Consider the following 25,530-nt stretch of genomic DNA (forward strand, 5'->3'; position numbering starts at 1 on the left):
GGGAATGCTGAAGGCGGTTCGCTCAGCCCTAGAAAATGCTCTGCCCGCAGTTGTTCACGAAACTGCAGGCGAGTTCCCGGCGACCGAATTGATAGCTGAGGCGCTGGAAAGGCGCCTTGAAATCATGAAGGAGAAGCATCTGGCCGGCGGCAATGACGCAGAACCGGTGCTTCCGATATCTCACGACAATTTTTTCGAGTTGACTTTCCGCGAGCAACCGGTCGAGCGACAATCTGCACGGGACAACGCATTACCCGACGGCGTTTTGAGACCGCTGCAATATCATCAACGTCAAGCGCTCAACTGGCAAATTGAATGCTGGCGTAAAGGTCTCCCGGGCATTCTCAATGCGGATGAGCAAGGGCTGGGAAAAACGCTACAAACACTCGCCTTTCTGACCTGGCTGACCGAAGTGATGCGTTTCGATCCCAAATGGGCGGCTCCCATCCTGATTGTCGCGCCGACGTCTCTGCTGCGAAATTGGGAAGATGAGATAGGCAAACATCTGAAGCCTGATATCTGGGGTAAGCCAGTTCGCCTCTATGGAGCTCATTTGGTACCGTTCAAGACCAACGGCGTCAGTGGTCAGGACATTCAGGATGGGGAGGCACGTCTTGATTTCGGTGCACTCATGGATGCGAAAGGCCCCAAGCTGGCGGTGACCACTTATCAGACGCTTGCAAATTACGCGGTGAGCTTCGCCGAAACGCGTTTTGCGGCGATCGTTTATGATGAAATCCAGAACCTGAAGAACCCGGCAACACTGCGCTCAACCGCTGCCCGTGCGACCCATGCGGATTTCAAGATCGGGCTGACCGGAACGCCAGTCGAGAACAAGACACAGGACCTCTGGGCGATCATGGATCAACTTGTCCCAGGCGCGCTTGGCTCACTTGTCGATTTCAAGGACCTCTATGATACGCCTACGGCCGAGCGGATTCGCGGCCTAAACGCTGCCGTCTTTACGCGACATGGAGATATTCCCCCGCTAGGACAACGGCGGCTGAAATCTGAGGCTGCGAGCAGCCTGCCTCCGAAGGTGCGTATCTATCATCCACGCATCATGCCCCCTGTACAGGCGTTGCGCTATGACGAAGCCCGCGCCAAACGTTTGCAGATGTTTGCTTTGCTTCATCACATTCGTCGTACGTCGCTGCACCCGGGCCTGATTGACAGCGAACTGACAGACAATTTTACCGAAGCCTCAGCTCGACTGACCGCTGCGATCGATATCCTCCGATGGATAAAGGCGAGAGGCGAGCGAGCACTGATCTTCGTTGAGTACCGCGATGTCCAAAAGTGGCTGGCAGAACTCATCCGCCTCGAATTCGACCTTGAGAGGGTTGATATCATCAACGGAGAAACGTCCGTCGATCAGCGCAAGCAGTTTACTGATCGTTTCAACCGTCATCTTGAAAACGACGAAGGATTTGACGTGCTGGTGCTTGGTCCGAGAGCCGCCGGCACTGGGCTGACTCTGACCGCAGCCAATCACGTCATCCACCTGACACGATGGTGGAACCCTGCTGTGGAAGAGCAATGCAACGATCGTACGCATCGTATTGGACAGACTAAGCCGGTGACCGTTCACATCCCGCTTGCCATCCACCCGAAACTTGGCCGCGGCTCTTTCGATTGTCTGTTGCAGGACCTGATGCGCAGCAAGCGCAACCTCGCCGACAGCGTGCTCTGGCCCCAGGAGAGCAATGAAAGTGAACTGCATCTATTGCATGACAGGATCGTCGAAGCTCCTGAGAAGCCGCAGGAAGGGGGCCAGTTCGAAGCGCTGGAAGGTCGCGTTGATCTGGTTTTCGAAATGATGGGCAATGAAACCATGCGTGTTGCGTCGAAGGCTGGCGGCAGCAGCGTGGTGATTGCGCGTGCGAAGAAGCCTAGCGACATCGAAAACCTGTTCTCCGCGCACGACGCTGCGCTCATTGTCATGGACAGATGCGGAGACAACCCGGCCAATCAGAGCCTTCCAACTGTGTGTCTTCCGGACCGCTCCTTGTGGCCGGACTATTTATTGCCCGACTGATGCGGGTTTCGCGACATCATCCTGCGGAGCAAGGCCTGAGCCGCGCCGGTCCATGAGGGGAGAACACGATGCCGAAGGTCTTTTTCACATATGTCTGGGGCCCGCCCGGCGAGCCTTGCTGGCCGCTGACCTTCAGCTCGAAGGGCGGACGCACCCAGGCCAGAAATGTCCTGTCCGACGGCGACTATGTCTTCACGATCGGAACCCGGCAGCAAGAAACCGATGAACAATATCGCGGTCGTGTGCTTGGCCTCTATCAGGTCACGACACAAGAAGTGAACACCCGGGACTATATCGACCCGTTAAGCGCCGGCGAGGCGATGCGGCGCACGGCGGAGGAGTTTGCCTTCGCCCTCCATCCGGCCTTGGTCTGGGAGATCACCGACACAGACAATGATTTCGGCAACCTTGTTGGATCGTTACCCCGCGCGCTTTACTATCGCGCCCAGACCGGCGTCGCAGAGCTTTCGCCGGAGGCCGCTGAAAGACTGCTGGTGCTGACGCGCCGCCCGGTTCGGCTTGCCGAACCGACAACGCTTCTGGGACAAAGGCGGATCCAGCAAAGCAGGCTGGCGCCCAAACATGAGGGCGAATTCAGCGGTCGGTTCGGCGAACATGAGACGTGGTTTGTCTACGTATTCGCTCTTCATGACCGGCAAGGCCGAAGCCTCGCCTTCAAAATCGGTTATGCTAGTGATCCCGAAGCGCGCCGGAAAGCCTACCAGTTTCCGATGGCTGAGGAAGTTACCGGTCTTCGCTGGAAATTCCTACACAAAGAAGCGTGGGCGACCGAGGACGACGCGCGAAGCGTGGAACAAGCATTGCTGAAACGATTTTCGAAGAACCGGCTCGTGAGCAATGGCGAGATTATCCATGGCCTACCGCCTGCAGCCCGACAGTCTGCAGGGCAGGACCGACCTTCCGGAACAGCCGACGCTAAACTGAGAGCACCGCCGGGCGAAACCGCACTCGGACTGCTGATGCGTTAGCGGCAGCCGTTCCGAGATCCTCCTTCGCCCGTTTCCGAATAATCGACCCGGACTTTCCGGATACGCCGCGCTGTCAACGATGTGTTGGGCGCGGAAGTGTCGAGTCATGCCTGTTCAAATGGAGCACAGCCCATGTTCGAGAAAAACAGCGGCGGCCGTCTGCCACGCAAACATAAACAACCCTACACGCAGTAGTCTGGCCTTTTCAGCCCGGGTCAGGTGCGTGCACATCTGAAGATCTCTAACGATCTTCATGATTTCGCCAGTGCGGCGATCAAGCTCTCGCAATCTCGCGCCGCCGCCAGCCAGAAGGCAGAGACGGACGTATTTCGCCTTTTGCTGCTCGCGGCATTGCAGCATATGCCACCGGACTGCCGACGCCTCCGATCGCGTAAGGCGGGTCTGGAAAATTTCCGTCCTTTGAGAACTCATCGCCACTCCTCCTCCGCCAGAGGAAGCGAGTCGATGAAATCGAGAACGTCGGCCAATCGCCATCGGACGGTGTGAGGCCCCAGACGGACGGGTCTCGGGAAATCGAGGTCCTCGCGCAGCCTTCTGTCGATGGAGCTCTCGCTCCATGACAGCAGCTCCATGAGTTCGAACTTGGAAATTAGTCGGTGTTCTAGCGGGATTTTCGTTGCCATCTTGGCCTCCGGAGAGTGTTGAGATGGCAAGACAATTTAGACAGATTTTCGGAATGCGATATAGGGGGAGTGTCTGGAAATGTGGAAAGTGGGCGGTTCCGCAGACTTTCGTGCGCAATTGTCGCTTAATTATGTGGATAAACGAACTTTAAGTATTCCAATTTATAAAAGTGCCCGAAGAATTCTTATGATCTACCAATCACGACGATGTCAGGCGCTGTCTAGCCCATACGTCGTGCCGATCGGGCAAAAGTGCGGATGAAATCGGCATTGTGCGTGTTCCCGCAGTCAAGAGATTTCGGCAAGTCTAGAGTTTTGCGTCTTCAGCCACGGAATCGAGCGTAGCCCTTTCGGTTTTCCATGTGTCGGCCCTTTAGTCGGCGCGGCATCTGGGAACGACAGCTTAGCGCCTGCATTCTGGACATTCGCAGGAATTCGGCGCTATCCATAAAGCTGCCGTTCGTTGCGGGGCGGGCGAAAGTCTATTGAGGGCGGGAAGCGGCTATCCGATCTGAAACCGTAGAATGGTTGTCTGTGGGATAAGCAACCATTTACAACATCTGGCCAGTTCTGGTTCAGTCTCCAGAAGCCTACATCTCAGCTCGGCATAATGATGTGCACGCTTCGGCCAATGAAAATCGCAACTTTTGGGGAACAGGCTCATATTGCGCGGGTATGATCCTCTGGCTGGGGTTGTAAGGCGTCTTTCGCGTTTTGTTACCCAGGTCCAATCCTAACTGCTTCGAAGCCGCCTTCCGTTCGGGACTGTCCTGATTTTTGTGCTCTGGCGTGGTAACTGCTCTTTGAGGAGACCCACGTATGAGCATCGACAAAGAACTCCTGGACCGCCTGATGCAAGGGCGCTCGCCCGGTGACCTTTTCGGCAAGGATGGTATTCTGTCCGAACTGACGAAAGCACTGGCCGAACGTGCCCTGAGCACCGAGATTGACGTCCATCTCGACGAAGAGCGGGCTGAGGCTGTGCCCGAAGGCCATAACGAGCCGGCAAACCGCCGCAATGGCAGCAGCAGCAAGACGGTGACCACCGACAGCGGCAAGGTGGTCCTCGACATCCCACGCGACCGCAACGGCACCTTCGATCCGGTGCTGATCGCCAAATACCAGCGCCGCTTTCCCGATTTCGACCGCAAGATCATCTCGATGTATGCCCGGGGGGTAATCCTCCCCTTTTTAACGGGGCTTTTTGGTAGAATTCACGCAGCCATTTTCAGTTTCTGTGCGGGTGTCATTCCGCCGATGCCCATATTGGGTCGCTCGTTGTTATAGCTCCATAACCATTGTGTGGCGAACGCCTGCGCCTCTTCGATACTCTCGATGATGTATTGGTCAAGCCATTCGTGTCGTACTGTCCGGTTGTAGCGTTCGACATAAGCGTTCTGCTGCGGCTTTCCAGGCTGGATGTAATTCAGCGCAATGCCCTGATTTTCAGCCCAGTCCATAAGCCTTCCACTGACATATTCCGGGCCATTGTCAACACGTATTGCCAGCGGTTTGCCGCGCCACTCAATGATCTGGTTCAGGCTACGGATGACACGCTCCGCAGGTAGAGAGAAATCGACCTCAATGCCAAGCCCCTCACGGTTAAAGTCATCCAGAACATTCAAAAGCCGAAACTGCCGGCCATCGGCCAGCCGATCCGCCATAAAGTCCATGGACCAGACCGCGTTCGGCGTTGTCGGGACATTGAGTGTATCCGGTTTTTCCCGTTTCAGCCGCCGGCGTGGCTTGATCCTGAGGTTCAGCTCAAGCGCGCGGTAGATGCGATAAACACGCTTATGATTCCAGCGCCGTCCCTGTACGTTCCGCAGATAGAGAAAACAAAGGCCAAAGCCCCAGTTCTTCTTTGCCTGCGTCAAGCCGGCCAGAAGATCGGCGATCTGTTCATTCTCATCATTGCGTTTGCCTTTGTATCGGTAGCAAGTTTCGCTGACACCGAACGTTCGGCAGGCAAGTGCTATGCTCACCCCACGTATCGCCACGGCTTGCGCGGCCACCTCCCGGCGTAGAGATGGCCGCGTCATTTTTTCCCAAAGCCTCTTTCAGCAGTTCGGTTTGCATGCTCATCTCCGCATACATCTTTTTCAGACGGCGGTTCTCGTCTTCCAGCGCTTTCATCTGGCTGATCATCGACGCATCCATGCCGCCATATTTGGCCCGCCATTTATAAAAACTCGCTGAACTCATCCCGTGCTCCCGGCAAAGTTCAGGCACAGGAACGCCACCTTCTGCCTGACGCAGAATGCCAATAATCTGTGCTTCGCTAAATCTCGTCTTTTTCATCAAAATCTCCTCAGTCATAAAACCCGAGAAAATTCTACTTTTGAAGCCCATTATTTTTCGGGGGGATTACCCTCCTCCTCAAGCCGCTCGGGAAAATGGCTCAGCGCATGTTCGGCCGGAAGACCCGGTGCGATGTCGAACGCGGCCGGCAGTTCGCTGACCCACTCCTCGCGCCGGGGCGATCGCCAGCCGACGCGCTCCATCCTCACCATGATCCCTGATGGCGAACGATGCGCTCCTGGTCTGGCCCTTGTGGTTGATCTTCGCCACATAGACCGGATCCTTGCCCCAGCGCAGATGACGGTAGACCCCGATGTCGCCGGTTGTCGTTGCCAGCGGCTTGCGCGCCCGCTCGCGGTTTGTCAGCGGCGGAATAATGTCAAGGACCGCATCGCGCCAGGCCTTGGCGATGGCAAGGGCTTCCGCCTCGCCGCCCCAGACGCCATGGGGAAAGGTGCGCTTCAGCAGGATTGTCCGACGCGAGATCGTCACGGTCCAGTGTGGCGCGCCGACCCGGCTCTTGCCTGCCGCGATGGCATAAAGATCATCCTCCCGGGCAATGCGCGAACCATCCACTGTGTCAACGCGCGCTAACTTGCCCTTCTTGTGACCGCGCTTCCCCTTGCCGCCCTTGGGGCCCTTGTCGTTTCCGGATCTTCCGCCGCGCTTTGCTTCCATTTCAATGCCGTCGCGCTCAAGCGTCGTCATAATTCAGCTTGCCGAGCGTGTTCGATGGCCCGTCGGGGCCGGCGCAGTTCATTTCGTAGACGCAGTTGTCCTGCAGAACCTGATGGCCTTCGACCAGAAAGCTCGACTTGTTCGATTGCGGCCGGCACCAGCCGACATTGACGCCGGACGAGACCCCGCCGCCGGTGCCCGGCTCGTTGCCGGTCACTTTCTCCGTGCGACTGGCCATGGTGAAAGCCTGATCGCCGCCGAAGCCGGTATTGGAGATCGTCTTCGTGCTCCATTCGAGCTTCGAGACGATCATATAGGGCACCGGCACCATTTTCGGGCCGCGCGGCGTCAGGCACACGCAGGGCGAAAGACAGACGATCGCGTTGTTCTTTCCGGTATTGCGGGCAGCACTGCGGCTCATGATGGTTCCTTCCTCAAGGCATGCGGCAAAACTTCGATTGCTGTCACATCATTGGGGTTTTCGATTGCCTGCCGCCAGACCAGCGTCATTTGATGTTTTTCCGGGTCCGGATCGGCGATATCGCAATGGACGGTATCAAGGCGCATGATCAGCGTGCGGTCATCGGCAGTGTCGGCATAGCGCACGGCCGCTTTCAGCCCGCCCTCGGGCAGCGTGAAGCGATAGGGGGCGGGGTCATGGCGCACACCGTGGACGGTGATTTCTTCCATGCCGGTGAGAAACGGCGCAAACTGCAATCGTTGCGGCGCTGCGTTCCAATAGGCAAAGTCATAATCCGCCGGCATGCGCGGATGGCGTTCGCGCTGCCAGGCATCGTCAAAGGTGCCGGCGAGCGCAAGACGCGGCTGCCAGGATTTCGTCAACGGCCCGACCCCGCAGATGGTCATCTCCGCGCCCGGCACCCAGGCGGCGAATTCGCCGGCGAGGCCGATCTGCGGGGCGGGCAGGGCCTCGCTGGCCTCCAGCAGATAATCGCTGACCATGCCGCGCCCGATCGGGTTGAACACATGCGCGTCTTCGCTTTCGTCATCGATCCTCACCGTGCCGCCATAGGCGCGTTCATAGACGAGCGGCACTTGCGTAACCGGCATTGCGTCAGAAAGCTGCCAGCGCTTGCCGCCTTTTGCCGTCTCCGGCTCCATCAGCCGCTCGCCGAACACATGAAAGCCGTGGCTGCCGATGACCTCGGGCGCCGCGCCATCCTCCGTGGGCCGGGCGATATCCACCCGCACCGGCCAACTCGCAAGCTGCTTTTCCTCCGGCGAGCGGGCAATGGCGGAAAAGGTCAGATCGGTTTTCGGCTTGAACGGCGCGATCTCGCTTTCGGCTTTCAGCGACGAGACATTCGCCTCACCGTAAAACGCATCCGAAAGCGCCATCTCCGGCTGCGCCTTCGGCAGCACCGCGCGTCTGCCCTCGTCTATTTCGAACACTGCCCGCACCACCAGCACCCCCATCTCACTGCCGTCCAGATACCAGTGGCGGAAGAACAGGCACGGAAAGGGAAGCGAGATTTGGGGGATCATTATTCTGAATCCAGATATTGTTCGAAGGTCGCGATCACATAATCCATGCCGTGATAGGTCGCTGAAACGCCGAAGAGGTCCAGAAGATAGGAAAATTCAACGGCGAACATCGCAAGTGCAGGGCCTACCGTCGGAAGAACGACCTGCGCGTCAAGGAAACCTCTGTAATCCTTGACGACGGATCTCGTTCTGTCCTGGGCCATCTTGCCGAGAAGATCGCCGAACGTGAACTTGTCATAGACCCAGGGCTGATAGGATGTGTTCGGGCCGGGCGGCGGCACTTTTATCTTCGAATTGGCGTTTACCGCGTCTTCCACCCAGCCGGGGATGCGGGCGGAAAGCAGGTTGAGCGCCTGCACGAACGAAGCGGAGTTGTTGAGAATCCCGTCCAGCGCAAGGGTCAGGCGGAAGTTATTGGCAAGGGCGGCGGGAAAGACGGTCTGTTCGGTGATCGGCCAGACCACGGGCAGTTCCTCCCCGTGCGGGCGGCTGCCAGGTGGGGATGATTTGCTGGCCGATACCGCCGGTCGGCAAGACGACGGGCCGCGTTTGCGGTGGATCGCTGGAGGGACCGGGACTGATGCCCTTTCTCGGGACGAAATTGCCCGCTGGCGCGGGAAACCCGTCGATATTCGCCTCCGCCTTGGCCCATCGCAGAATGGCGCCGAGAAACGGCAATTGTCCGGCGCGGGTCTCGATCGTCGTCAGGATTTCATCGCGCACGCCGAATGCATTGATCGTCGCCTCGCCGAGCGAGGCAGGCTTGACCGTTTCGGTATTGACGCCAGAAGGATTGAAGGTGTGGCATAGCGTGGTGATGTCGGTATGGTAAAAGTGTTCGACTACCGTAGCTGTTGCACTGGCCAATCCACCGCCCAATGAATGACCTGCGATATTCAGACGACGATCTTGGCCGGGTTTGATCTTACTCTTGGCTATTTTTCCTCCGAACCTTTCAGCTTTGTTGTACTGCTCGCTCGGCTTCCCCAACCCCTGTTCCACATTGTTGGCCCAGTCACCATTCGGCCCGCCAAGAAAGATCAGTTGCAGGCTTGCCTGATAGGGAACGCCCAAAAGTCTAAATGCACAGGAACTGTTCAGAAGCGTGATCGGAATGAAGTTGTCGGCGATCAGCTCCTTGCGGCTCTTGCCCTTCAGCCGCTTGTCCATGGCGAACATGATCTCGCCGCCGGGATATTGCTTTTCCAGCACATCCTGAAGATCGATCACCGGCGTCTCGCCCGCGCCTGGCGCGATGTTGAGGATGACGCAGAAGGCGAAATCGCGCATGTCGTCAAAATCGGTTCCGCGAAACACCAGTGTCGGCGGACACGTGTCTGTCTTGCTGCTCGGGTCGTAGCCCTTCACCTTGTAGAGCTTTGCGACAAGCCCGGTAATGTCCTGATCGTTCAAGCCATCCCCCCATTCTTCCCAGTTCTTCTCCGCCTCAGCGATCTTGTCCGGATAAAGTGTCGAAAAGCCACCGGTCGGAGGCGGGTTCTTATAAACCAGCTTGCACAGATAGGCCGCCTGCCGCCGACAGGTTTTCGGGTTGGCGTGCCCGTGGATCACCGTGGTGTTGGCCGTATCCGGGGGGATGGGCGGAATGTCGATCTTAGGCGGGATGATATGGTCGGTGTCCCGCATCGGCGGAATCTTGACAACATGTTCCTGATCATTTGGCATTTTCCACCTCCTTCCAGGGGATCGGTCCGCCAAAGATGTCTTGCGTGTTCTGGTCGGGAGGGTAGTCCGGATTGCGTTTCAGAACGCGTAGCGCGATCTGCTGTATCTCCTCGCTCATTCTGTCACGACGCTGGGTATAAGCTGCAAGTGAACTCATGAAATTCTGTAGCTTCTTCAAAGGAATTTTTAGAAAATATCCGTCATTGATGAGTTCATTGATTATGTTGAGCGAGGATGAAGTCCCTGCCATTGCGAGAACATCCATGGATGAGTCTCCATAACTGTCTTCATCCCAAGGGTCCGCGCCAGCCCTGACCAACTCAATAAAGCCAGCATAATTCTTATTGCTAGCCGTTGCTTCGGCCACCGTGTCATTGAATCCGCCTCCCAGCCTATGATTGGGATCGCCGCCGTGTTTTAGATATAGCTGAATCAGCGACAGCATGAACGAATGCCCATCTTTTTGATCTTCCGGGCTTCCGGGCATGGTGACATAATAGGCGAAGTTGCGTGCAGATCCCTGCGATGGCCGGTCAACAATATAAGGGTCGGCTCCAGCCGCCAGCAGTGTGTCGATCGCTTTAAGATTATGTGCCTGAAGCGCCAGAAACAGCATGGTGATCTCATCGCCATAGCGTTTGTCGACGCCGTCCGGGAGCGCCTTCACCTCGGCCTCGGAAATCGCATCGCCGCGCTCGATCTTCTGCGCCAGCCGATAAGGCTGTTCGCCATAGGGCAGGATCAACCTGCTGGAAAGCGGCGTATCCGGAGAACTCTCGATCATGTCCTGCTCCGTTCGATAGGTTTCGTATTTGCCATAGCCCCACCAGACGAGAGGCGTGACGATAACGGCAGAGGCCACGAAAACGACCGCGTAGAATCGCCGGATAGAGGCCTGTCTCTTGTCGGGTGTGGTCACTGACGGCTCCTCAATTCACCTTCACGACATCGGACAGAAGCTTGATCAGTTGACCGACGTTGTGGCTGAGTTGTTTGCCATTGATCTGGATCGAGCCGTCGGAGTTGAGCACGATCACACTGTCGCCGCTCTTGAGGAGAATCCGCTTGCCGGCGGTGATCACCAGTTCCTCGCCGACATCGAGATAATAGCTCTTGAGGACGTTGACGGTCTTGGTGTTCTGGACCAGTTGAGAGTCATTATTGCCGATGCTCTCGTTCCGGTTCTTCTCGATGCTGACCTGCATCGACCCTTCGCCGGCCCCGGCTCCCTTGTCGCCAAGGCCGTAGGGGACGCCCGGAAGGCCGTCGATCATCCTGTCAGCGCCGGTGGGCGTGAACATGCCCTTCTGCGCCGGGCCGACATAAAGCGCCATATCGCCGCCGATCACCTCGGTATGATTGTTCTCGACCTCGATGCCCTTGTTGTGGCCGACGGACTGGACCCAGTTGTTGTTGATGCGTTCGGAGTGGTTGTTGTTGGTCTTTTCGTTGCGGTCTTTCTGGGCGTGGACATAGACTTCCTGCCGGTCGTTCTCGTCCTCAAATCTGAGTTCGTTATAGCCATTGCCCTTGTGGGTCTGGGATCGCCAGACGGTTCTGGTCTTGTTGTCGGGAAGCTTGTAGGGCGGCAGGTTGAGGGCGTTGTAGGAGCGTCCGGTGATGATCGGCTGGTCGGGGTCGCCGCCCATGTAACTGACGAGCACTTCCTGTTTGACCCGTGGCAGGATCACCTCGCCGAAAGTGCCGCCCGCCGAACTCGACGTCACCCGCGTCCAGACCGAGGAGTGCTCATTGTCTTTCGAGCGTCTGTCCCACGGATAGGAAAGTTTCACGCGGCCCCAGTCATCGCAGTAGATTTCCTCACCCTCCGGGCCGCTGACGGTTGCGATCTCCGGACCGTCGGCTTTCGGCTTCGGCTGTTTCGGCGGGGCGTAATTGAGGTCCGCCGGCATCGCCAGGAAGCGATTGGCATAGGTGGTGGCGCCCGCTCCGGCTTCTTCCTTCAGCGCCTGCGGCTGTTCGCCCACATGGGTGACGGTGAGAAGATGCCAGAAGACGTTGCAGTCCTCATTCGGATGCTCGGTGAGCCGGACCTTGCGGCCCGGCGTCAGCGCCGGCGCATTGGTGCGGCCTTCGCCGGTGGTGGCCTCGACGCGCACCGCCTCGATCTGTGTTTTGGTAAACGGCTTGCCGGCATTGTCGTATTTGTAGCCGCCCGGATAGTTGTAGAGATCGTAATCGCCTTTGGTGCCGTTATCGGCCTGGCGGTCGGCGCGATGCTCTTGGCTGTACCCCGGATTCGTGAAGAGACGCTCGCGCTGGGTGAAGCTCGTCGCCCGCAGGCGCTCGCGGAAGGTGAAGCTGCGGCAGAAGACGCCCTTCGCCACGCCGCCGGGATTGGCATTGTATTCGAGTTCCGGCATCTCCTTCAGCTTCGGCACGATCATCGGTGTATCGATGAAAGTCACCTGGTTCTGGCCGTTCTCGCCGGATGTGAAGAAGAACCAGATGCCTTCCTCGGCGGCGATGCGCCGGACGAAATCGAGATGGGTCTCGTTGTACTGGACGCAATATTCCCGCGCCACATGGGTGCCTTCGAGCACGAAGCGCATATCCTCGACGCGGCTTTCCTTCAGCACCTCGGCGATGATCTCGGGCACGCTCTTCTGCTGGAAGATGCGGCTGTCGGAGCCATGGGCGAGCCGGCCGAGCGCAGGCATGAGGACGACCGTGTAGAAGGTGCGGTGAAGCCCCTCGTCGCGGCGGGCCATGTCGGCGATGATGCCGGAGAAATGCCGGATGCCGGCATATTTGTGATGGATGGTCAGCGTCGCCGGTGTGTCGAGCAGGGCGTTGATATCGATTTTGGGATCGTCGGAAACGAGTTCGATCACCACCTCGGAAAGTTCGAACAGCTTTTCTTGCGCCGTAAACCCGTGAACAAGAAGTCCGGCATCCTTCAACGCCGGGGCCTCGAAGGTGAAGGCGATGTCCTGATCCTGAAAGAGGACCGGCATGTCGATGATCGCGTTCATGGTGATGTCCTTCCTGACGCGGGAGAGTTTGGCTCAAGACCGTGGGGATGGGGAAATGACGGGAAGGCCATTGGCGCCGATCCGGCCTGCCGCCTTCAGCACCTTGTAGGCGCGGCGGTAGCGGCGCGCCGATGTGTAGCTGAGCCCGATTCTGGCGCGCAGCGCCTCGCCCTTGGCCGCGCCGTTGTCCTTGCGCTTGCCCGACCAGTCATCGATCATCAGATCGAGAAAATCCCTGTCTGCCGGCGTCTGCGACAGGCGTTTTTCGACATAGAGCACCGCCCGCCGCTCGTCGGCCGCGACATTGGGCCTGCGACCGTGACGGGCGGAAAAATCCTCCGGCGTGAGCGTCAGCAGGTCGCCGAACCGCTCCGCCCACCATGCCGCACGGTCGTCATGCCAGGACAGGCCGAGCCGGTTACGCAGGTTCATCAGGATCTTGGTGTCGAAGGGCAGGAACGCATCGAGCTTCATGGGAAAATCGGCCCATTCGCGGATGAGCGCGGCAAGCGCCGGCGTCAGGACAACCTGCGGGCTGGTCTTGGGCCTGCCGATCTCGACGCCGCGCAGGATGGTGACGCCGAGATCCGTCTTCTGTTCGCGCCGGACCCTGAAGCGGGCTCCGTCGATATCGTCAACGATGCGCACCGGCTTTGCGAGCGCCGCGCGCCGCGCCCGCTCTTGACGGTCGCGGCCATCGACGATGCCGAGCCGCTTGCGAAATTTCTTCAACCGCACCAATCCGAGCGGCAGGCCGGAACGCTTCTTCGAGAAGCCATGGGCAAGCAGATGGTCGGCGAGTTCGCGCGTCAACACCGCTTCCGGCGTGCCTTGCGACCGATCTTCGGGATAACCGAGAAAGGTGAGAAAGCCGTGTCCGCTGTCAATCGCCTGCCGGCAGGCAAACACCCGTCCATCGATATCCGTGATCGGCGTAACTGTTTCCAGCATCGTCAAAGAGGACATACTAATATCCACTATCGCTAATATGACAGCAGAAATTTTACAACTTTAAGGGATGATGTCAATCATAGTCCGGCAAAAATGCAACCGGAGTATGGCATCGGACCTGAGAACGGTGGTGTTGATCAACATCAACGAGAAGATTGTTCTGAACGAAAGTCATTGGAAAACCCGACCCGACAATAGTTGGGACGTGTCCCATGGGTAACGGACCTGCCACCTAAAGGCTGTTCAGGAAACGAGGGTTTTTGAGAGATCCACAGCGAGGGCCACTATGGCCTGAGAACGTCTTCTCAAAACTGTTATAGAAACATTTGTCGCAAATGCTATACGTCCGACGACTTTCGAGAACATTGGGATGGCTATGCGGGTCGGGTACGCCAGGGTCAGCACGATCGATCAAAATCCGGAGCTTCAACTTGAGGCCCTGAGGCGCGCCGGTTGCGAGAAGGTGTTTACCGAGCGTGGATCCGGCGCTCGGGATGACCGCCCGGAACTGGGTCGAATTCTTTCCGATGTGCTGCGTGGCGGCGATACGCTGGTTGTCTGGAAACTCGACAGGCTGGCGCGATCACTGAAGAAGTTGATTGCGACGGCGGAAGAGTTGGAGCGCGCGCAGATCGGCCTCGTGTCCTTGACTGAGAGCATCGATACAACGACGCCGGGCGGCATGCTGACCTTTCATGTCTTCGGTGCGATCGCGCAGTTCGAACGCGCTCTGATCCGCGAACGCACGACGGCTGGATTGGTTGAGGCGCGGCAACGTGGTCGCAAGGGTGGCCGGCCTCCCGCGATGCGCCCGGGCGATATTGCCGCCGCGCGCGCCCTGATGAAGGAGGGAAGCATACCGGTGCGCAATATTGCTCAGCGCATGGGGGTTTCCGTGGCAACCCTCTATCGCCATATCGGCAAGAAGGGGGCGGTCCCAAAGTCACAGAATCCGAGGAAGCCAATGGCTGAGCGGAGAAAGCGGCCGCCCGGCGAGGCACTTGTCGACATCAGGCGCCGGTTGTCGCTGCTTTCTCCCCGTGATCCCGGCCGCACCGAGATAGTCGCTCGCGCGGCGCAAGCCTACGGCGTTTCGATCTGGACGCTGTATCGGGCGCTGCGGGAGTTGAACCGTCCCAAATCCGTAAGACGCGCCGACCATGGAACCTCCCGGATCGCTCCGCAGCCGGAAATGGAATCCTATGCCGAAATCATCGCCGCCCTGAAGATCAGAACGGCGAACCGGAAAGGGCGGCACATTTCCACGGCGCGGGCCATAAAGCTGCTTGAGGAAGACGGCGTTGAGACACCCGATGGCCTGGTGCGTGCGCCGCCCGGGCTCTTGAAACGGGCAACGATGGATCGGCTGCTGCGTGTCTGCGGGCTCGACCATAAGCGCGTCACCCGGCCGGTGGCTGCCGTCCGTTTCCAGGCGCAGCGCTCCAACGAACTGTGGCACTTCGACATGAGCCCGTCCGATCTGAAGCAGGTGGAAGCACCGCTTTGGGTCGATGAGAGGCGCGGCAAACCAACCCTGATGCTGTTTTCCGTGGTCGATGACCGTTCTGGCGTGACCTATCAGGAATATCGTTGTGTCTACGGCGAGGATGCCGAATCCGCGCTGCGGTTTCTCTACAACGCGTTCGCGGCCAAACCCGAACCGGAGCTACCGTTTTAGGGTATTCCGACGACGATCCACATGGATAACGGGCCGGTCAGCCGCTCGCGCGTTTTCCAGTCCGTTATGGGCAGTCTCGGTGTCCGGGTTCTCACGCATATGCCCCCGTCGGACAGCGAGCGTCGCACGCCGGCGCGTGCGAAGGGCAAGGTGGAGCGGCCGTTTCGCACAATCAAGGAAGTGCACGAAACCCTCTATCATTTCCACAGGCCGAAGGACGAGGAGGAAGCCAACCTGTGGTTCAGGCGCGCTTTGGTCACCTACAATAACGGCGAGCATCGCACCGAATCCCATGCACGCATTGAGGATTGGCTGCGGCATCTTCCCCCGGACGGCGTGCGGGCCATGTGCTCTTGGGAGCGGTTCTGCGCCTTTGCGCGCGAACCGGAACGACGGACGGTTGCTGGAGACGCGACCGTATCGATCGAGGGGGCATCCTATGAGGTCGAGCCCGAACTCGCCGGCGAAACGGTGACCTTGCTTTGGGGCCTGTTCGATCAGGAACTGTTCGTCGAGCACGAGGGCAAGCGCTTCGGACCGTTCCAGCCTTCGCGCGGGGCGGTGCCCCTCTTTCGTTATCGCAAATACCAGAAGAGCCGGGTCGAAGAACGGCTCGACAAGGTAGTGCGGTTGGCAGACCAGCTTGGGCTCCCCCGAGCCGCAGTCACCGGCGGGAACCGTCCATTGCCCTCGTTGCCCGCAACTGCGGCCGGGCTGAGCGTCCGAAGAACGCCGTTTGCGGAGCCGGTGATAGAGACCGCTTATCCAAATGGTCTCACAGCTCGTGGGGCGATTGCCGACCAGCTCGGCCGGCCGATCGGTGCGATGAATGCTACCGATCGCGCCTTCATTGATGAACTGCTCGCAGAAACACTCGACAAAAAGATGATCGCGGCCCGTATCCGCGAACGCTTCCAGGCGCGACGAAAGGAAGAATGATGCTCGCTGACGTTCAATCCAGTTACGGCCTCGACCGACCCTTCCAGGGGGCCGGCAACTTCGAGACCGAGCATCAGCGCACCATCATTCGCGAGGTGTGTGCGGCCGTCCAGACCGGCCGGCTTGTCGTGGTCTCCGGCCTCGTCGGTTCGGGGAAAACGCACCTTCTGCGGCGCATCGAAGCCGAGCTCACCAAGGCCGGCAAGGTTGCGCTCGCCAAGTCGCTGGCGGTCGACAAACGGCGCACTTCGCTGCCGTCGCTCATTGAAGCCCTGTTCTACGACTTGTCGCCCGGCGATCGCGCGCAAGTGAAGATCCCCAAACAGGCCGAACGCCGGGAGCGCGATCTGCGTGACATCATGAAAAAGGGCAAACGGCCCATCGTCCTGGTGGTCGACGAGGCCCATGACCTGCACCACAAGACCCTAACCGGCCTGAAACGGCTGATGGAGGTGGTTGCCGACGCAGGCATCCTCCTCTCCGTGCTGCTTGTCGGCCATCCCCGTCTGCGCAATGATCTGCGTCGTCCGCAAATGGAGGAGATCGGGTATCGAACGACCATATTCGACTACGAGGGGATCGGTTCCGCGCGTCGCGACTATGTCGCATGGCTGCTTGGCGCCTGTGCGACCGAAGGGGTGAAGGTTGGTGAACTCCTCGAGGAAGAAGCCATCGACCTCCTCGCCGACCGGCTGCGGACACCGCTCCAGATCGAAATGCATCTCACCCTCGCATTCGAGCAGGGCTTTCGTCTCGGCGCCAAACCGGTCACCGCCGAAATCGTCGAGCAGGTGCTGTCCCGCGCCATCGACGATCTCGAGCCGACATTGACCCGCAATGGCTACGACGCAGCGGCTCTGGTCACGCATCTCAACGCGCGGCCGTCAGATATCCGCGCTTTCCTGGCCGGCACCCTCGATCCCGAACACTCCCGCGACCTGACCGAGCAACTGCGCCAGGCGGGCGTGCCGGTTTGATCATGCCCTCGCTGGCAGTTAATGTGAGCACGGGCCGTCGTTTGCGAGCAGCGCAGGATGTTGGCAAGCACATTGGCAAAGAGCGTGAGCAAATCACGCTCTCCATTGTCAGATAATCCGAGCAGAAATCGCCGATGTTTGCAAGCAGAGGCCGTTATGTTTGCAAGCGCCTACAACTACAACCAGAAGGCATACATTCTTCAGTGCACGAGATGCCAGGAAAGATACGGCGCCAACGGGTCAGATATATTTCAACGCAAGTGTCCGCATTGTGGCGGTGGTCGGCGGGGGCTGCCTATCTGACCAAACGCATCAGAAAGCTCAATCAACCGTCTTCATTGAAAAAGTCCTCGTCAAGACGCTGCACCTTCAACATCCGGTAATCGCGCGTTCCCACGCCATGTTCGATCATCAAATCCGCAAGCCTTTCACGGTGAAGAGAGGTTCGTTCCGTGAGGGTTGGGGCGCGCATTGTCAACGGCGGCGTAAAAACCGGCCACGGGGCGGAGCAAAAGTCGGCCACCTCGGGCGCAGGTATGAGGCCCGCGGGAGGGCGTAGCCCGAGCGGGGGCCTCATACCTGCGTAGCGATTTTGAAGGGTTTCAGCTGGCCTTTCGGGCACGGCTTTGGGCGAGACGATAGCTGTCGCCATTCATTTCGAGAATGTTGACATGGTGCGTGACGCGGTCGAGCAGAGCGCCGGTCAGGCGCTCGGATCCCATGATTTCGGTCCATTCATCAAAGGGCAAATTGCTGGTGATCAGGGTGGCGCCCCGCTCATAACGTTGCGAGATCAACTCGAACAGCAGTTCCGCGCCAGTCTTGGAGAGCGGCACGAAGCCGAGTTCGTCGATGATCAGCAACTTGTACCCTGCCATCTGCTTCTGGAAACGCAAGAGGCGCCGCTCGTCACGGGCTTCCATCATCTCGCTGAGACCATGGCTGCGGCTGTGGTGAAGCCAACGGACAGGCCCTTCTGGCAGGCTGAAAGGCCGAGGGCGAGCGCTATGTGCGTCTTCCCGGTTCCGCTGGGGCCGAGAGCGATGACGTTCTCGCGACGCTCGATCCATTCGCAGCGGGCCAGCTCCAGCACCTGCATCTTGTTGAGCTTCGGGATGGCGGCAAAGTCGAAACTGTCGAGGCTTTTGACGACCGGGAATTTGGCTGCCTTGATACGCCGCTCGACCTTACGACGATCCCGTTCGACCATTTCCCGCTCGGCAAGCCGGCTGAGGTACCCGATGTGGTCGACGCCCTCGGTGGCGCAAAGCCGGGCCAGTTTCTGATACTCCCGCTGGAAGGTCGGCAGCTTCAGGGTCTTGAGGTCGTGGGCAAGCAGAATCTCGGGTGCTTCGGTGCTCATGCCGCTTCTCCCTTCCCCGATGACAAGAGGCCCATGTACGCCTTCGCCGATGTCGTCTCGACGGTTGCTCTCGGCAGGTAGGGATAGATCGACAGATCCAGTCGCGGCGGCCGGCGCTCCACCCGGCAAAGAATCAGATGTTTGACGGCGTCGAAGCCAATCGCGCCGAGTTGCAGGGCTTGCTTGATCGCCGCATGCAGGTCAGCCATATCGAAGCTTTCCAGCAGACGAAGAACCTGCACGTATTCTCGCCGGCCATGCTTTGCCATGCGGCCTTCCATCAGCCGGCACAGTGTCGCAAACTCCTCCGGCAGAGCCCAGCCCTGCAGAGGGGCCGCCTGATCCAGCGCATTGATCTTCTGTTCGATCAGCGGCAGGTAATGAACAGGGTCGAAGATGACATCTTCCCGATCCCAGCTCCTGGGATGGCGGGCGATGATCTCGCCGCGGCAACCAATCACCACCTTGTCGACATAGCCTCGAACCCAAACGTCCTGATGACCGTAGGCGACAGGCACGGAATAGTCACCGGATCGCCGTGCGCTCTTTGCGCACGCGACGATCCGGCACTTTGAATATGCGCATCGTTCCGAACGGAAATCGTTCCCGATCTCCTGGCCGATGCGCGGGTTTTGTAGCGAACGAGAGACTGGGCCGTCACCCTGGCGCTGGCCTGATCGCAGGCATCGAAGGGCGACGCCGGCAAGGGGCGCATAGCCGCCAGATCGCGCTGCAGCCGTTCACCGATCGTCTCGCTCTCACCGCGCAGCCTGTCACATTGGCGCTTCCGGCACTGTTCTTCCAGAAAGGCATTGAACGCATCCCAGGTCGCAAACTGCGGGATGGGGACCATGAAGTTACGCCGGGCATAACCGACAAGGCCCTCGACGTTACCCTTGTCATTGCCCTTTCCGGGCCGGCCATAGCGATCCCGGATCAGGTAGTGGGACAGGAACCCGCTGAACAGTGTTGCCCGCTTACGCGTGCCGTCAGGCAGGATCCTCGCCACAAGGCAGCGATCATTGTCATAGACGATCGATTGCGGCACGGCCCCGAAGAAGGCGAACGCATGGACGTGGCCATCAATCCAGGCCTCGGCCACCGCCGCCGGATAAGCCCGCACGTAGCAGCCGTCGCTATGCGGAAGGTCGAGCACAAAGAACCGGGCTTTCTGCTCGACACCGCCGATCACCACCGTCGCCTCACCGAAATCCGCCTGCGCATGGCCGGGCGGATGAGAAAGCGGCACGAACACTTCCTGACGGCGCTGTTCCCGCTCCCGGATATAGTCCTTGATAATCGTATAGCCGCCGGTGAACCCGCACTCATCACAAAGCCGGTCGAAAACACGCTTGGCCGTATGGCGCTGTTTGCGCGGCACGTGTCTGTCTTCATCCAACCAGTGGTCGATCGTCGAAACGAACGCGTCCAGCTTCGGCCGCCGGACTGGTGATTGTCGCTGATAGCCAGGTGGCGTCGAATACGACAGCATCTTCGCTACGCTGTCGCGGGATATGTTGAAGTGTTTGGCTGCCTGACGCCGGCTCATCCCTTCCGAGACGGCCAGACGAACCTTCAGATAAAGATCCACGGTGTAAATCCTCTGTCCCTCCTGCGCTCATTGCAGAAGGAAGATAGGTGGCCGGATTTTACTCCGCCCGCGGACGAATTATTCCGCCGCTTTCGTGGCCGACTTTTGCACCGCCGTTCTCAATAAGGCCTTTTCTCTCAAGCGCGAGAATATGCTCCGAATCTGGTTTTGCCGGAAAAGAACGATTTTGAGACGTCCGCGCGATGCAGATGAAAAATAGCTCAGAAATGCCGACACGCAGAAGCTCTCGCCGAATGCGCCTCTTTCTAAAGGGCGTCAGCAGAAACCGCCCAAGTTTTTTCAAACTCGAACATATGGGTTCCACTGCTGATACGAGCGCAAACACCCCGAAAATGGTCGCCACCAATCTAACGACAGGCATCGCCCATTGAGGCAGCCCGAAAAACCATTCAGGCCTCAAATGGTAGAGGTATGTTGCCACGATTGCAGCGAGAAAAATGCCCCAGAGGAACTTGGCGCCTGCCTCAAACGCAGCTTTTATCTGTCCGACAATGTCCATTCTGCAGAATCACCCCCAGCGCAGATGCAAAGCTAGCATAGCCTAGGGTTTGAAGCAGTACGTGCTTCCTGACCAATGCAACACAGTCTGCAAATCTGCGACATGCATTATGTCCGGTTAGATCATCGTGCGCTAGCGATTTGCGTGTCCGGGAGAACCGGGGGCGCATTGCCACCGTGCACTTTGGAATAATGGTCCACTCGCCTCGGCGACCGCACCGCAAACATCTTGGCTTCAGGCGCAAGGTGGATTTTTGAGGGAGAACAAGGCCGACGTCGACAGGGACGTTTATCCGTTTACAAGGCCAACAGGTTACGTAGTAGTTGTGATACTCGCGAGAAACCAATGGTAGAGCAGTCAATTTCATCTTTGCGCGGCATTCCGGGCTTCCTTCTCTCTGCCCTTGTTTGTGTTTCTGCCGCCAAATAGACGGATCGCTGTTTCTGCGAGGCTCAGTCAAGCGGGAACGCAGCGGCACCATTGTGCGCGACGAGGGGTAAAAGATGGAAAAGAAGTCACCCGACGACCGACCGAAGATCCTAAAAACTGCGGTCGTCACCACAATTGTGATACTCGTGCTTGAAGGCCTCATAATTCTTGCGACGGGTTGGCCAGAGCGAGCCGAAGGCTGGGGCGACTTCCTCGCGGGCGCATTCGCGCCGCTGGCCTTCGTTTGGTTGATAGCCGCCGTGTTCATCCAGTCGAACGAACTTCGAGAGCAGCGAGCTGAACTCAAGCTCACTCGGCGCGAGTTTGAATTAAATCGCAACGTGATGGAGAGCCAAGCTGAGGAAGCCCGGAGGCAAGCCGAATACGTTGGTCAGCAGACGGCGTATCTTAAGGAGCAAAACGCGCTTCATGCCTTTAACACGGCCCTAGCCCAGTTTGCGGCTCAAATCGAGGCCGACCGGGAAACACTGAACCAGCATCGAAAGGGGACAAAAATCATATCGACAACAATGATAAATTGGAGAGACGACGAACTTGATGAAACCAGCCTCCTTCTCCGCTTTTCTTCAAACTTGGATAGATTTGCCAGTGAAAAGCCTGTTCCGAAGTGGATCACTGAAGGCTGGGAATCCAATGATCCAGACGGGCATCGCCGAGTGCTTGCAGCAGCAGAACGCCTACAAAACTCGGCATCAATGCTGAAAGAATGCGGTCGATCCGATCCGCTTATCTTCGACATAGATCGCTTATTTAAGAACTTAAGTGATTTGAAGGAGCAAGCATTAGGTGAGAACGACTGACATCGTGTGTCACTACATCGAAAATTCCTGAACCGCGCGTCACACCACAATGGCATGCAGGATGGCAGGCGGCGGCAGAACTCTATAATATAAGTAATATAAAACAAGGACCTACATAGCTGAATGGCGGAGGAGGTGGGATTCGAACCCACGGTACGCTTTCACGTACGCCGGTTTTCAAGACCGGTGCCTTAAACCGCTCGGCCACTCCTCCGCATCGGCTGGAATACCTCAAAAGGTATGCTGTGGTTTCCAATCCGGCGATCGGGCTTTATCATCGCAATCTTGTAACGGTCAATGCCGGATTGCCTTTGCCGTGGCAATATGATTGCAACGGCATCCGCCAGACGGCGGGTGCCGGGACAAAACAATTTCGGGTTGAAAGGGGGCGCTGAATTTGATACGCGCCTTAAAGCAGCCATGAAGTCCCGCGATAGGGGACGGAATCCAAATTTCAAGATGGCGTGATCCGGCGGAAAGTGTTCCGCGGTCTGATCAAGACAGATGGAAGAATTGCTGGCATGAAAGAATTCCGATTTCCTGTTTCGGCGGCAATGCTTGCAGTGACAGCACTGTTGGGCGGGTGCGCCACAACGGGCGACGCAACCGATAATACCGAGGACGATGCCAACGTAACTGTCGAGGCGGCCGGAACGGAGACCGCGACCTCCGCAAGTCTTGGCTACCTGAAAGTCGGAAAGCCCTACAAGGTGAGGGGTAAATGGTACACACCCAAACATGTGGAGAAATACTCCAAGGAGGGACTTGCCTCCTGGTACGGTCCTAATTTCAACGGTGGACAGACGGCCAACGGTGAAGTCTATGACATGAATCACCTTTCGGCTGCACACAAGACTTTGCCTTTGCCAAGCTATGTCCGCGTGACCAATCTGAAAAACGATTCCTCGGTTATTGTGCGTGTCAACGATCGCGGACCGTTTGTGTCGGGACGGATTATCGACCTGTCGAAGAAGGCGGCCGAGATGCTCGACATGACGCATGAAGGCGTTGCGGATGTGCGCGTCGATTACGTTGGTCCGGCGCCCCGGTCTCCGGACGATATGAATTACCTCCTTGCATCTTACGAGACGAAGCCGGCTCTGCCAGCGGGTGTTGATCCGGCACGCATGGGTGACGCCCAGGTGCAGATCGCTCAGATCAAGACGGAAGAGAAGGCGGAAGGCTCCGGCACGACGCTTCTGGCGCTCGCCAAGATGAAGTCCGTTCCGCAAGCCGGCTCTGACAACACTTCCGTTGCCAAGGTCGCCAATGTTGCGGCGGACGGCCATGCGCTTGCTCTTGTCGACAACGCGTCGGAGACGGCGGCAGTTGAGGCTGCCAGTTCCATCCTTGCTGATCGTGGTGACCTGTCTTCGGCAGTGCCTATTCCGTTCAAGAAGTAGCCATTGTCCCGTCAGGGCTTTTTTCCCGGTCCGAATCTCTGCATTTTGCCATGGCGCGCTTTGGGGGCGCGGAAATCGATTCCGATTTCGGTGCGGGTGCGCTAAACCGTTCGGAGATCAGACTATCCGAAGGCAGGCGTTGCGGTGCACACAGGCATGTTTATCAGTTTTGAAGGCGGAGAGGGTGTTGGCAAGTCAACGCAGATCCGGCTGCTTGCCGCCCGGCTGAGTGCACTTGGGCATGATGTCCTGACCACGCGTGAACCCGGTGGGTCGGCTGGCGCCGAAGCGGTTCGTAATGTGCTTCTTTCCGGTTCAGCGGAGCCGTTCGGGGCCGGTATGGAGGTTTTACTTTTCGCCGCCGCCCGGAACGATCATGTCGAAGAGGTCATCAAGCCGGCGCTCGAGGGCGGCCGTATTGTTCTCTGTGACCGTTTCATGGATTCCTCGCGGGTCTACCAGGGGGTCTCGGGCGGGCTCTCGCCGGAATTTGTTACAACAGTCGAACGTGTCGCGGTCGACGGTATCGTCCCTGATCTGACCCTCATATTCGACCTTCCGGCGCCGGAAGGGCTACAGCGTGCGCGCCAGCGGTTGCCGGAGACGGCGCTTGCGGGCGCACCCGATCGGTTTGAAAAAGAGGATCTGGCTATTCACGAAGCTCGTCGCCGCGCTTTTCTGAAGATCGCCGAAGCTGAGCCTCTGCGGTGCAGGGTGCTGGACGCTGGCGGGACGCCCGAAGACGTGGCGGCAGATGTGTGGCGCGCTGTCGATGGCGCGCTGAGGGCGCGACAACTGAAGGTCGGTTCTGATGGCTGATGATCTTTTACTGGATGGGGCGGTTGAGCCCGCACAGAACCGGCAGCTCTTCGGTCACGGCGAGGCAGAGCAGTTTCTTGCGCAGTCCTATCGCAGCGGTAAGGGCCACCACGCCGTTCTTCTTGAAGGCGCCGAAGGGATCGGCAAGGCCACGCTCGCCTTTCGCTTCGCCAACCATATTCTGCATTTTCCCGACGCGACCCACGCGCCCGATACTCTGATTGTGCCCGACCACGCCGCGCCGCTGACACGTCAGATTATCGCCGGTGCCTCCCATGATCTTCTGCATCTCAAACGGCCTGTCGACCAGAAAACCGGCAAACTCAAAACGGCGATCACCGTGGAAGAGGTTCGTCGGGCCGGGCATTTTCTCTCTCAGACCTCAGGCACGGGAAACTGGCGGATTGTGATCGTTGATGCTGCCGACGACCTCAACCGCAGCGCAGCCAATGCCATCCTCAAAATTCTGGAGGAGCCGCCGAAAAATGCGATGTTCCTGCTGGTGTCGCATGCGCCGGGGCGGCTTTTGCCCACCATACGTTCGCGTTGCCTGCCGCTGCGGCTGCGACCGCTTTCGGCCAACGATCTGGCCGCGGCGCTGTCTGCACTCGGGGTTTCGGCAGGCGAACAGGATACGCAGCGGATGGCGTCTCTTGCCAATGGCAGTGTGTCGGAGGCGCTGAAGCTTCTCAACTATGGCGGACTGGAGATCATAGATACCTATGACGCGGCACTGAAGGGCGAACCGGCTGCAGCGCGCCTTGTGATGCACAAGCTCGCCGACGCACTTGCCAAGCGAGAAAACGAAACGGTTTTCAATTTCCTGCTTGGGCATATCGATGGAGACATCAAGGCGCGTGCCCGAAACGCGGCGCTTTCCGGCGACCTCGTTGTCGCCGACAAACTGGCGCTGCTGTCTGCCCGGATAGCGGGGGACGTCATCGAGGCGGAGGCCTATAATCTCGACCGCCGGCAACTGACCCTCGATCTGCTGTCGCGTCTGAGATCCGCACTGGGCCTGCAAGCCGTGGCGGGCTGATGCAGGTTTGACTTGATGCGCCTTGGCTGTGGCGTTAAGACCGGTCTGGTTTCAAGCACCCGGGGCCGGATCTTAACCGGAACCCGGCTTGCCCCGACATCGAAGATAGCCTGCTGAGCGGCCCGCCGCCAGCGCCGCGACAGCCATGCACACGGACAGTAG

General features: G+C 58.5%; 18 protein-coding genes, 1 tRNA gene and 5 pseudogenes. 10 read left to right on the forward strand and 14 right to left on the reverse strand.

The window, feature by feature from the left end:
* The first annotated feature begins 4 nt into the window (after window positions 1-4).
* Both AC0L7L_RS07215 and AC0L7L_RS07220 read left to right on the forward strand, forming a co-directional pair.
* A complete protein-coding gene (locus tag AC0L7L_RS07215; protein WP_473513084.1) occupies window positions 5-2,038 on the forward strand; it encodes a DEAD/DEAH box helicase in 2,034 nt (677 codons plus the stop codon).
* Between the two features lie 68 nt (window positions 2,039-2,106).
* Window positions 2,107-3,027, forward strand: coding sequence for a GIY-YIG nuclease family protein (locus tag AC0L7L_RS07220; protein WP_272211144.1), 921 nt, complete (start codon window positions 2,107-2,109; stop codon window positions 3,025-3,027).
* 428 nt (window positions 3,028-3,455) lie between these two features.
* Here AC0L7L_RS07220 and AC0L7L_RS07225 read toward each other — a convergent pair whose 3' ends face one another.
* The gene (locus tag AC0L7L_RS07225) at window positions 3,456-3,671 is read right to left on the reverse strand and encodes a helix-turn-helix transcriptional regulator (protein ID WP_272211145.1); all 216 of its coding nucleotides are present in this window, start codon (window positions 3,669-3,671) and stop codon (window positions 3,456-3,458) included.
* An 819-nt stretch (window positions 3,672-4,490) separates the two neighbouring features.
* On the opposite strand from AC0L7L_RS07225, the pseudogene AC0L7L_RS07230 reads away from it, so the two are divergent.
* Window positions 4,491-4,871: pseudogene (locus AC0L7L_RS07230) on the forward strand (transposase); the annotation flags it as partial.
* Between the two features lie 14 nt (window positions 4,872-4,885).
* Here AC0L7L_RS07230 and AC0L7L_RS07235 read toward each other — a convergent pair.
* The 9 genes from AC0L7L_RS07235 to AC0L7L_RS07275 all read right to left on the reverse strand — a co-directional run bounded on the left by AC0L7L_RS07235 (window position 4,886) and on the right by AC0L7L_RS07275 (window position 13,804).
* A protein-coding gene (locus AC0L7L_RS07235) for an IS3 family transposase (protein ID WP_272211146.1) occupies window positions 4,886-5,972 on the reverse strand; the annotation gives its coding sequence in 2 pieces (ribosomal slippage) (window positions 4,886-5,717 and window positions 5,716-5,972; 1,089 coding nt in all).
* Between the two features lie 78 nt (window positions 5,973-6,050).
* Window positions 6,051-6,680, reverse strand: a complete 630-nt coding sequence (locus AC0L7L_RS07240) for an AP2 domain-containing protein (protein ID WP_272211147.1) — start codon at window positions 6,678-6,680, stop codon at window positions 6,051-6,053.
* Window positions 6,667-7,071, reverse strand: a complete 405-nt coding sequence (locus AC0L7L_RS07245) for a PAAR-like domain-containing protein (RefSeq protein ID WP_272211148.1) — start codon at window positions 7,069-7,071, stop codon at window positions 6,667-6,669. Before AC0L7L_RS07245 ends, AC0L7L_RS07240 begins: the two co-directional genes overlap by 14 nt.
* Window positions 7,068-8,156 (reverse strand): DUF2169 family type VI secretion system accessory protein, encoded by a 1,089-nt coding sequence (locus AC0L7L_RS07250; RefSeq protein WP_473513088.1) that lies wholly within the window; start codon window positions 8,154-8,156, stop codon window positions 7,068-7,070. The genes AC0L7L_RS07245 and AC0L7L_RS07250 overlap by 4 nt, the downstream gene beginning before the upstream one ends.
* On the reverse strand, window positions 8,156-8,620 hold the full coding sequence (locus tag AC0L7L_RS07255; protein WP_473513090.1) for a hypothetical protein: 465 nt from the start codon (window positions 8,618-8,620) through the stop codon (window positions 8,156-8,158). Before AC0L7L_RS07255 ends, AC0L7L_RS07250 begins: the two co-directional genes overlap by 1 nt.
* A complete protein-coding gene (locus AC0L7L_RS07260; protein WP_473513092.1) occupies window positions 8,568-9,842 on the reverse strand; it encodes a Tle-like phospholipase domain-containing protein in 1,275 nt (424 codons plus the stop codon). Before AC0L7L_RS07260 ends, AC0L7L_RS07255 begins: the two co-directional genes overlap by 53 nt.
* Window positions 9,832-10,761 carry an ankyrin repeat domain-containing protein gene (locus AC0L7L_RS07265; protein WP_272211154.1) on the reverse strand — a complete coding sequence of 310 codons (930 nt, stop codon included), beginning with the start codon at window positions 10,759-10,761 and terminating at the stop codon, window positions 9,832-9,834. The genes AC0L7L_RS07260 and AC0L7L_RS07265 overlap by 11 nt, the downstream gene beginning before the upstream one ends.
* Before the next feature lie 10 nt (window positions 10,762-10,771).
* Complete coding sequence (tssI, locus tag AC0L7L_RS07270) at window positions 10,772-12,838, reverse strand: type VI secretion system tip protein TssI/VgrG (RefSeq protein WP_272211155.1); 2,067 nt, start codon at window positions 12,836-12,838, stop codon at window positions 10,772-10,774.
* 33 nt (window positions 12,839-12,871) lie between these two features.
* The gene (locus AC0L7L_RS07275) at window positions 12,872-13,804 is read right to left on the reverse strand and encodes a hypothetical protein (protein WP_272211156.1); all 933 of its coding nucleotides are present in this window, start codon (window positions 13,802-13,804) and stop codon (window positions 12,872-12,874) included.
* Between the two features lie 361 nt (window positions 13,805-14,165).
* Here AC0L7L_RS07275 and AC0L7L_RS07280 point away from each other — a divergent pair.
* From AC0L7L_RS07280 to AC0L7L_RS07290, 3 genes and pseudogenes are all read left to right on the forward strand, one after another.
* Window positions 14,166-14,645 (forward strand): annotated as a pseudogene (locus AC0L7L_RS07280) (recombinase family protein); the annotation flags it as partial.
* Window positions 14,646-14,753: 108 nt separating this feature from the next.
* Window positions 14,754-16,406 (forward strand): annotated as a pseudogene (locus tag AC0L7L_RS07285) (transposase family protein).
* Complete coding sequence (locus AC0L7L_RS07290) at window positions 16,403-17,383, forward strand: ExeA family protein (RefSeq protein ID WP_473513095.1); 981 nt, start codon at window positions 16,403-16,405, stop codon at window positions 17,381-17,383. Before AC0L7L_RS07285 ends, AC0L7L_RS07290 begins: the two are co-directional and overlap by 4 nt.
* A 602-nt stretch (window positions 17,384-17,985) precedes the next feature.
* On the opposite strand, the pseudogene istB reads toward AC0L7L_RS07290, so the two are convergent.
* From istB to AC0L7L_RS07305, 3 genes and pseudogenes are all read right to left on the reverse strand, one after another.
* Window positions 17,986-18,746 (reverse strand): annotated as a pseudogene (gene istB / locus AC0L7L_RS07295) (IS21-like element helper ATPase IstB).
* Window positions 18,743-20,337, reverse strand: a pseudogene (gene istA, locus AC0L7L_RS07300) (IS21 family transposase). Before istA ends, istB begins: the two co-directional pseudogenes overlap by 4 nt.
* A 58-nt stretch (window positions 20,338-20,395) precedes the next feature.
* Window positions 20,396-20,857 carry a hypothetical protein gene (locus tag AC0L7L_RS07305; RefSeq protein ID WP_473513097.1) on the reverse strand — a complete coding sequence of 154 codons (462 nt, stop codon included), beginning with the start codon at window positions 20,855-20,857 and terminating at the stop codon, window positions 20,396-20,398.
* Between the two features lie 503 nt (window positions 20,858-21,360).
* Between AC0L7L_RS07305 and AC0L7L_RS07310 the strand changes: the two genes are divergently transcribed.
* Entirely contained in the window at window positions 21,361-22,107 is a 747-nt protein-coding gene (locus AC0L7L_RS07310) for a hypothetical protein (RefSeq protein ID WP_272211160.1), read from the forward strand.
* A gap of 124 nt (window positions 22,108-22,231) precedes the next feature.
* On the opposite strand, the gene AC0L7L_RS07315 is transcribed toward AC0L7L_RS07310, so the two are convergent.
* A tRNA-Ser gene (locus tag AC0L7L_RS07315) sits at window positions 22,232-22,321 on the reverse strand.
* Window positions 22,322-22,628: 307 nt separating this feature from the next.
* Between AC0L7L_RS07315 and AC0L7L_RS07320 the strand changes: the two genes are divergently transcribed.
* The 3 genes from AC0L7L_RS07320 to AC0L7L_RS07330 all read left to right on the forward strand — a co-directional run bounded on the left by AC0L7L_RS07320 (window position 22,629) and on the right by AC0L7L_RS07330 (window position 25,368).
* Window positions 22,629-23,510: a septal ring lytic transglycosylase RlpA family protein gene (locus AC0L7L_RS07320; protein WP_272211162.1), complete on the forward strand. Its 882-nt coding sequence runs from the start codon at window positions 22,629-22,631 to the stop codon at window positions 23,508-23,510.
* 156 nt (window positions 23,511-23,666) lie between these two features.
* On the forward strand, window positions 23,667-24,329 hold the full coding sequence (tmk, locus tag AC0L7L_RS07325) for a dTMP kinase (RefSeq protein WP_473513100.1): 663 nt from the start codon (window positions 23,667-23,669) through the stop codon (window positions 24,327-24,329).
* A complete protein-coding gene (locus AC0L7L_RS07330) occupies window positions 24,322-25,368 on the forward strand; it encodes a DNA polymerase III subunit delta' (RefSeq protein WP_473513103.1) in 1,047 nt (348 codons plus the stop codon). The genes tmk and AC0L7L_RS07330 overlap by 8 nt, the downstream gene beginning before the upstream one ends.
* Window positions 25,369-25,530: the final 162 nt, after the last annotated feature.

The organism is Martelella sp. K41-7 (assembly GCF_055808365.1).

Coding starts and splice junctions, on each gene's coding strand:
- AC0L7L_RS07215 (WP_473513084.1), top strand. CDS start 5: ATGCTGAAGGCGGTTCGCTCAGCCCTAGAAAATGCTCTGCCCGCAGTT.
- AC0L7L_RS07220 (WP_272211144.1), top strand. CDS start 2,107: ATGCCGAAGGTCTTTTTCACATATGTCTGGGGCCCGCCCGGCGAGCCT.
- AC0L7L_RS07225 (WP_272211145.1), bottom strand. CDS start 3,671: ATGGCAACGAAAATCCCGCTAGAACACCGACTAATTTCCAAGTTCGAA.
- AC0L7L_RS07240 (WP_272211147.1), bottom strand. CDS start 6,680: ATGACGACGCTTGAGCGCGACGGCATTGAAATGGAAGCAAAGCGCGGC.
- AC0L7L_RS07245 (WP_272211148.1), bottom strand. CDS start 7,071: ATGAGCCGCAGTGCTGCCCGCAATACCGGAAAGAACAACGCGATCGTC.
- AC0L7L_RS07250 (WP_473513088.1), bottom strand. CDS start 8,156: ATGATCCCCCAAATCTCGCTTCCCTTTCCGTGCCTGTTCTTCCGCCAC.
- AC0L7L_RS07260 (WP_473513092.1), bottom strand. CDS start 9,842: ATGCCAAATGATCAGGAACATGTTGTCAAGATTCCGCCGATGCGGGAC.
- tssI (WP_272211155.1), bottom strand. CDS start 12,838: ATGAACGCGATCATCGACATGCCGGTCCTCTTTCAGGATCAGGACATC.
- AC0L7L_RS07275 (WP_272211156.1), bottom strand. CDS start 13,804: ATGTCCTCTTTGACGATGCTGGAAACAGTTACGCCGATCACGGATATC.
- AC0L7L_RS07290 (WP_473513095.1), top strand. CDS start 16,403: ATGATGCTCGCTGACGTTCAATCCAGTTACGGCCTCGACCGACCCTTC.
- AC0L7L_RS07305 (WP_473513097.1), bottom strand. CDS start 20,857: ATGGACATTGTCGGACAGATAAAAGCTGCGTTTGAGGCAGGCGCCAAG.
- AC0L7L_RS07310 (WP_272211160.1), top strand. CDS start 21,361: ATGGAAAAGAAGTCACCCGACGACCGACCGAAGATCCTAAAAACTGCG.
- AC0L7L_RS07320 (WP_272211162.1), top strand. CDS start 22,629: ATGAAAGAATTCCGATTTCCTGTTTCGGCGGCAATGCTTGCAGTGACA.
- tmk (WP_473513100.1), top strand. CDS start 23,667: ATGTTTATCAGTTTTGAAGGCGGAGAGGGTGTTGGCAAGTCAACGCAG.
- AC0L7L_RS07330 (WP_473513103.1), top strand. CDS start 24,322: ATGGCTGATGATCTTTTACTGGATGGGGCGGTTGAGCCCGCACAGAAC.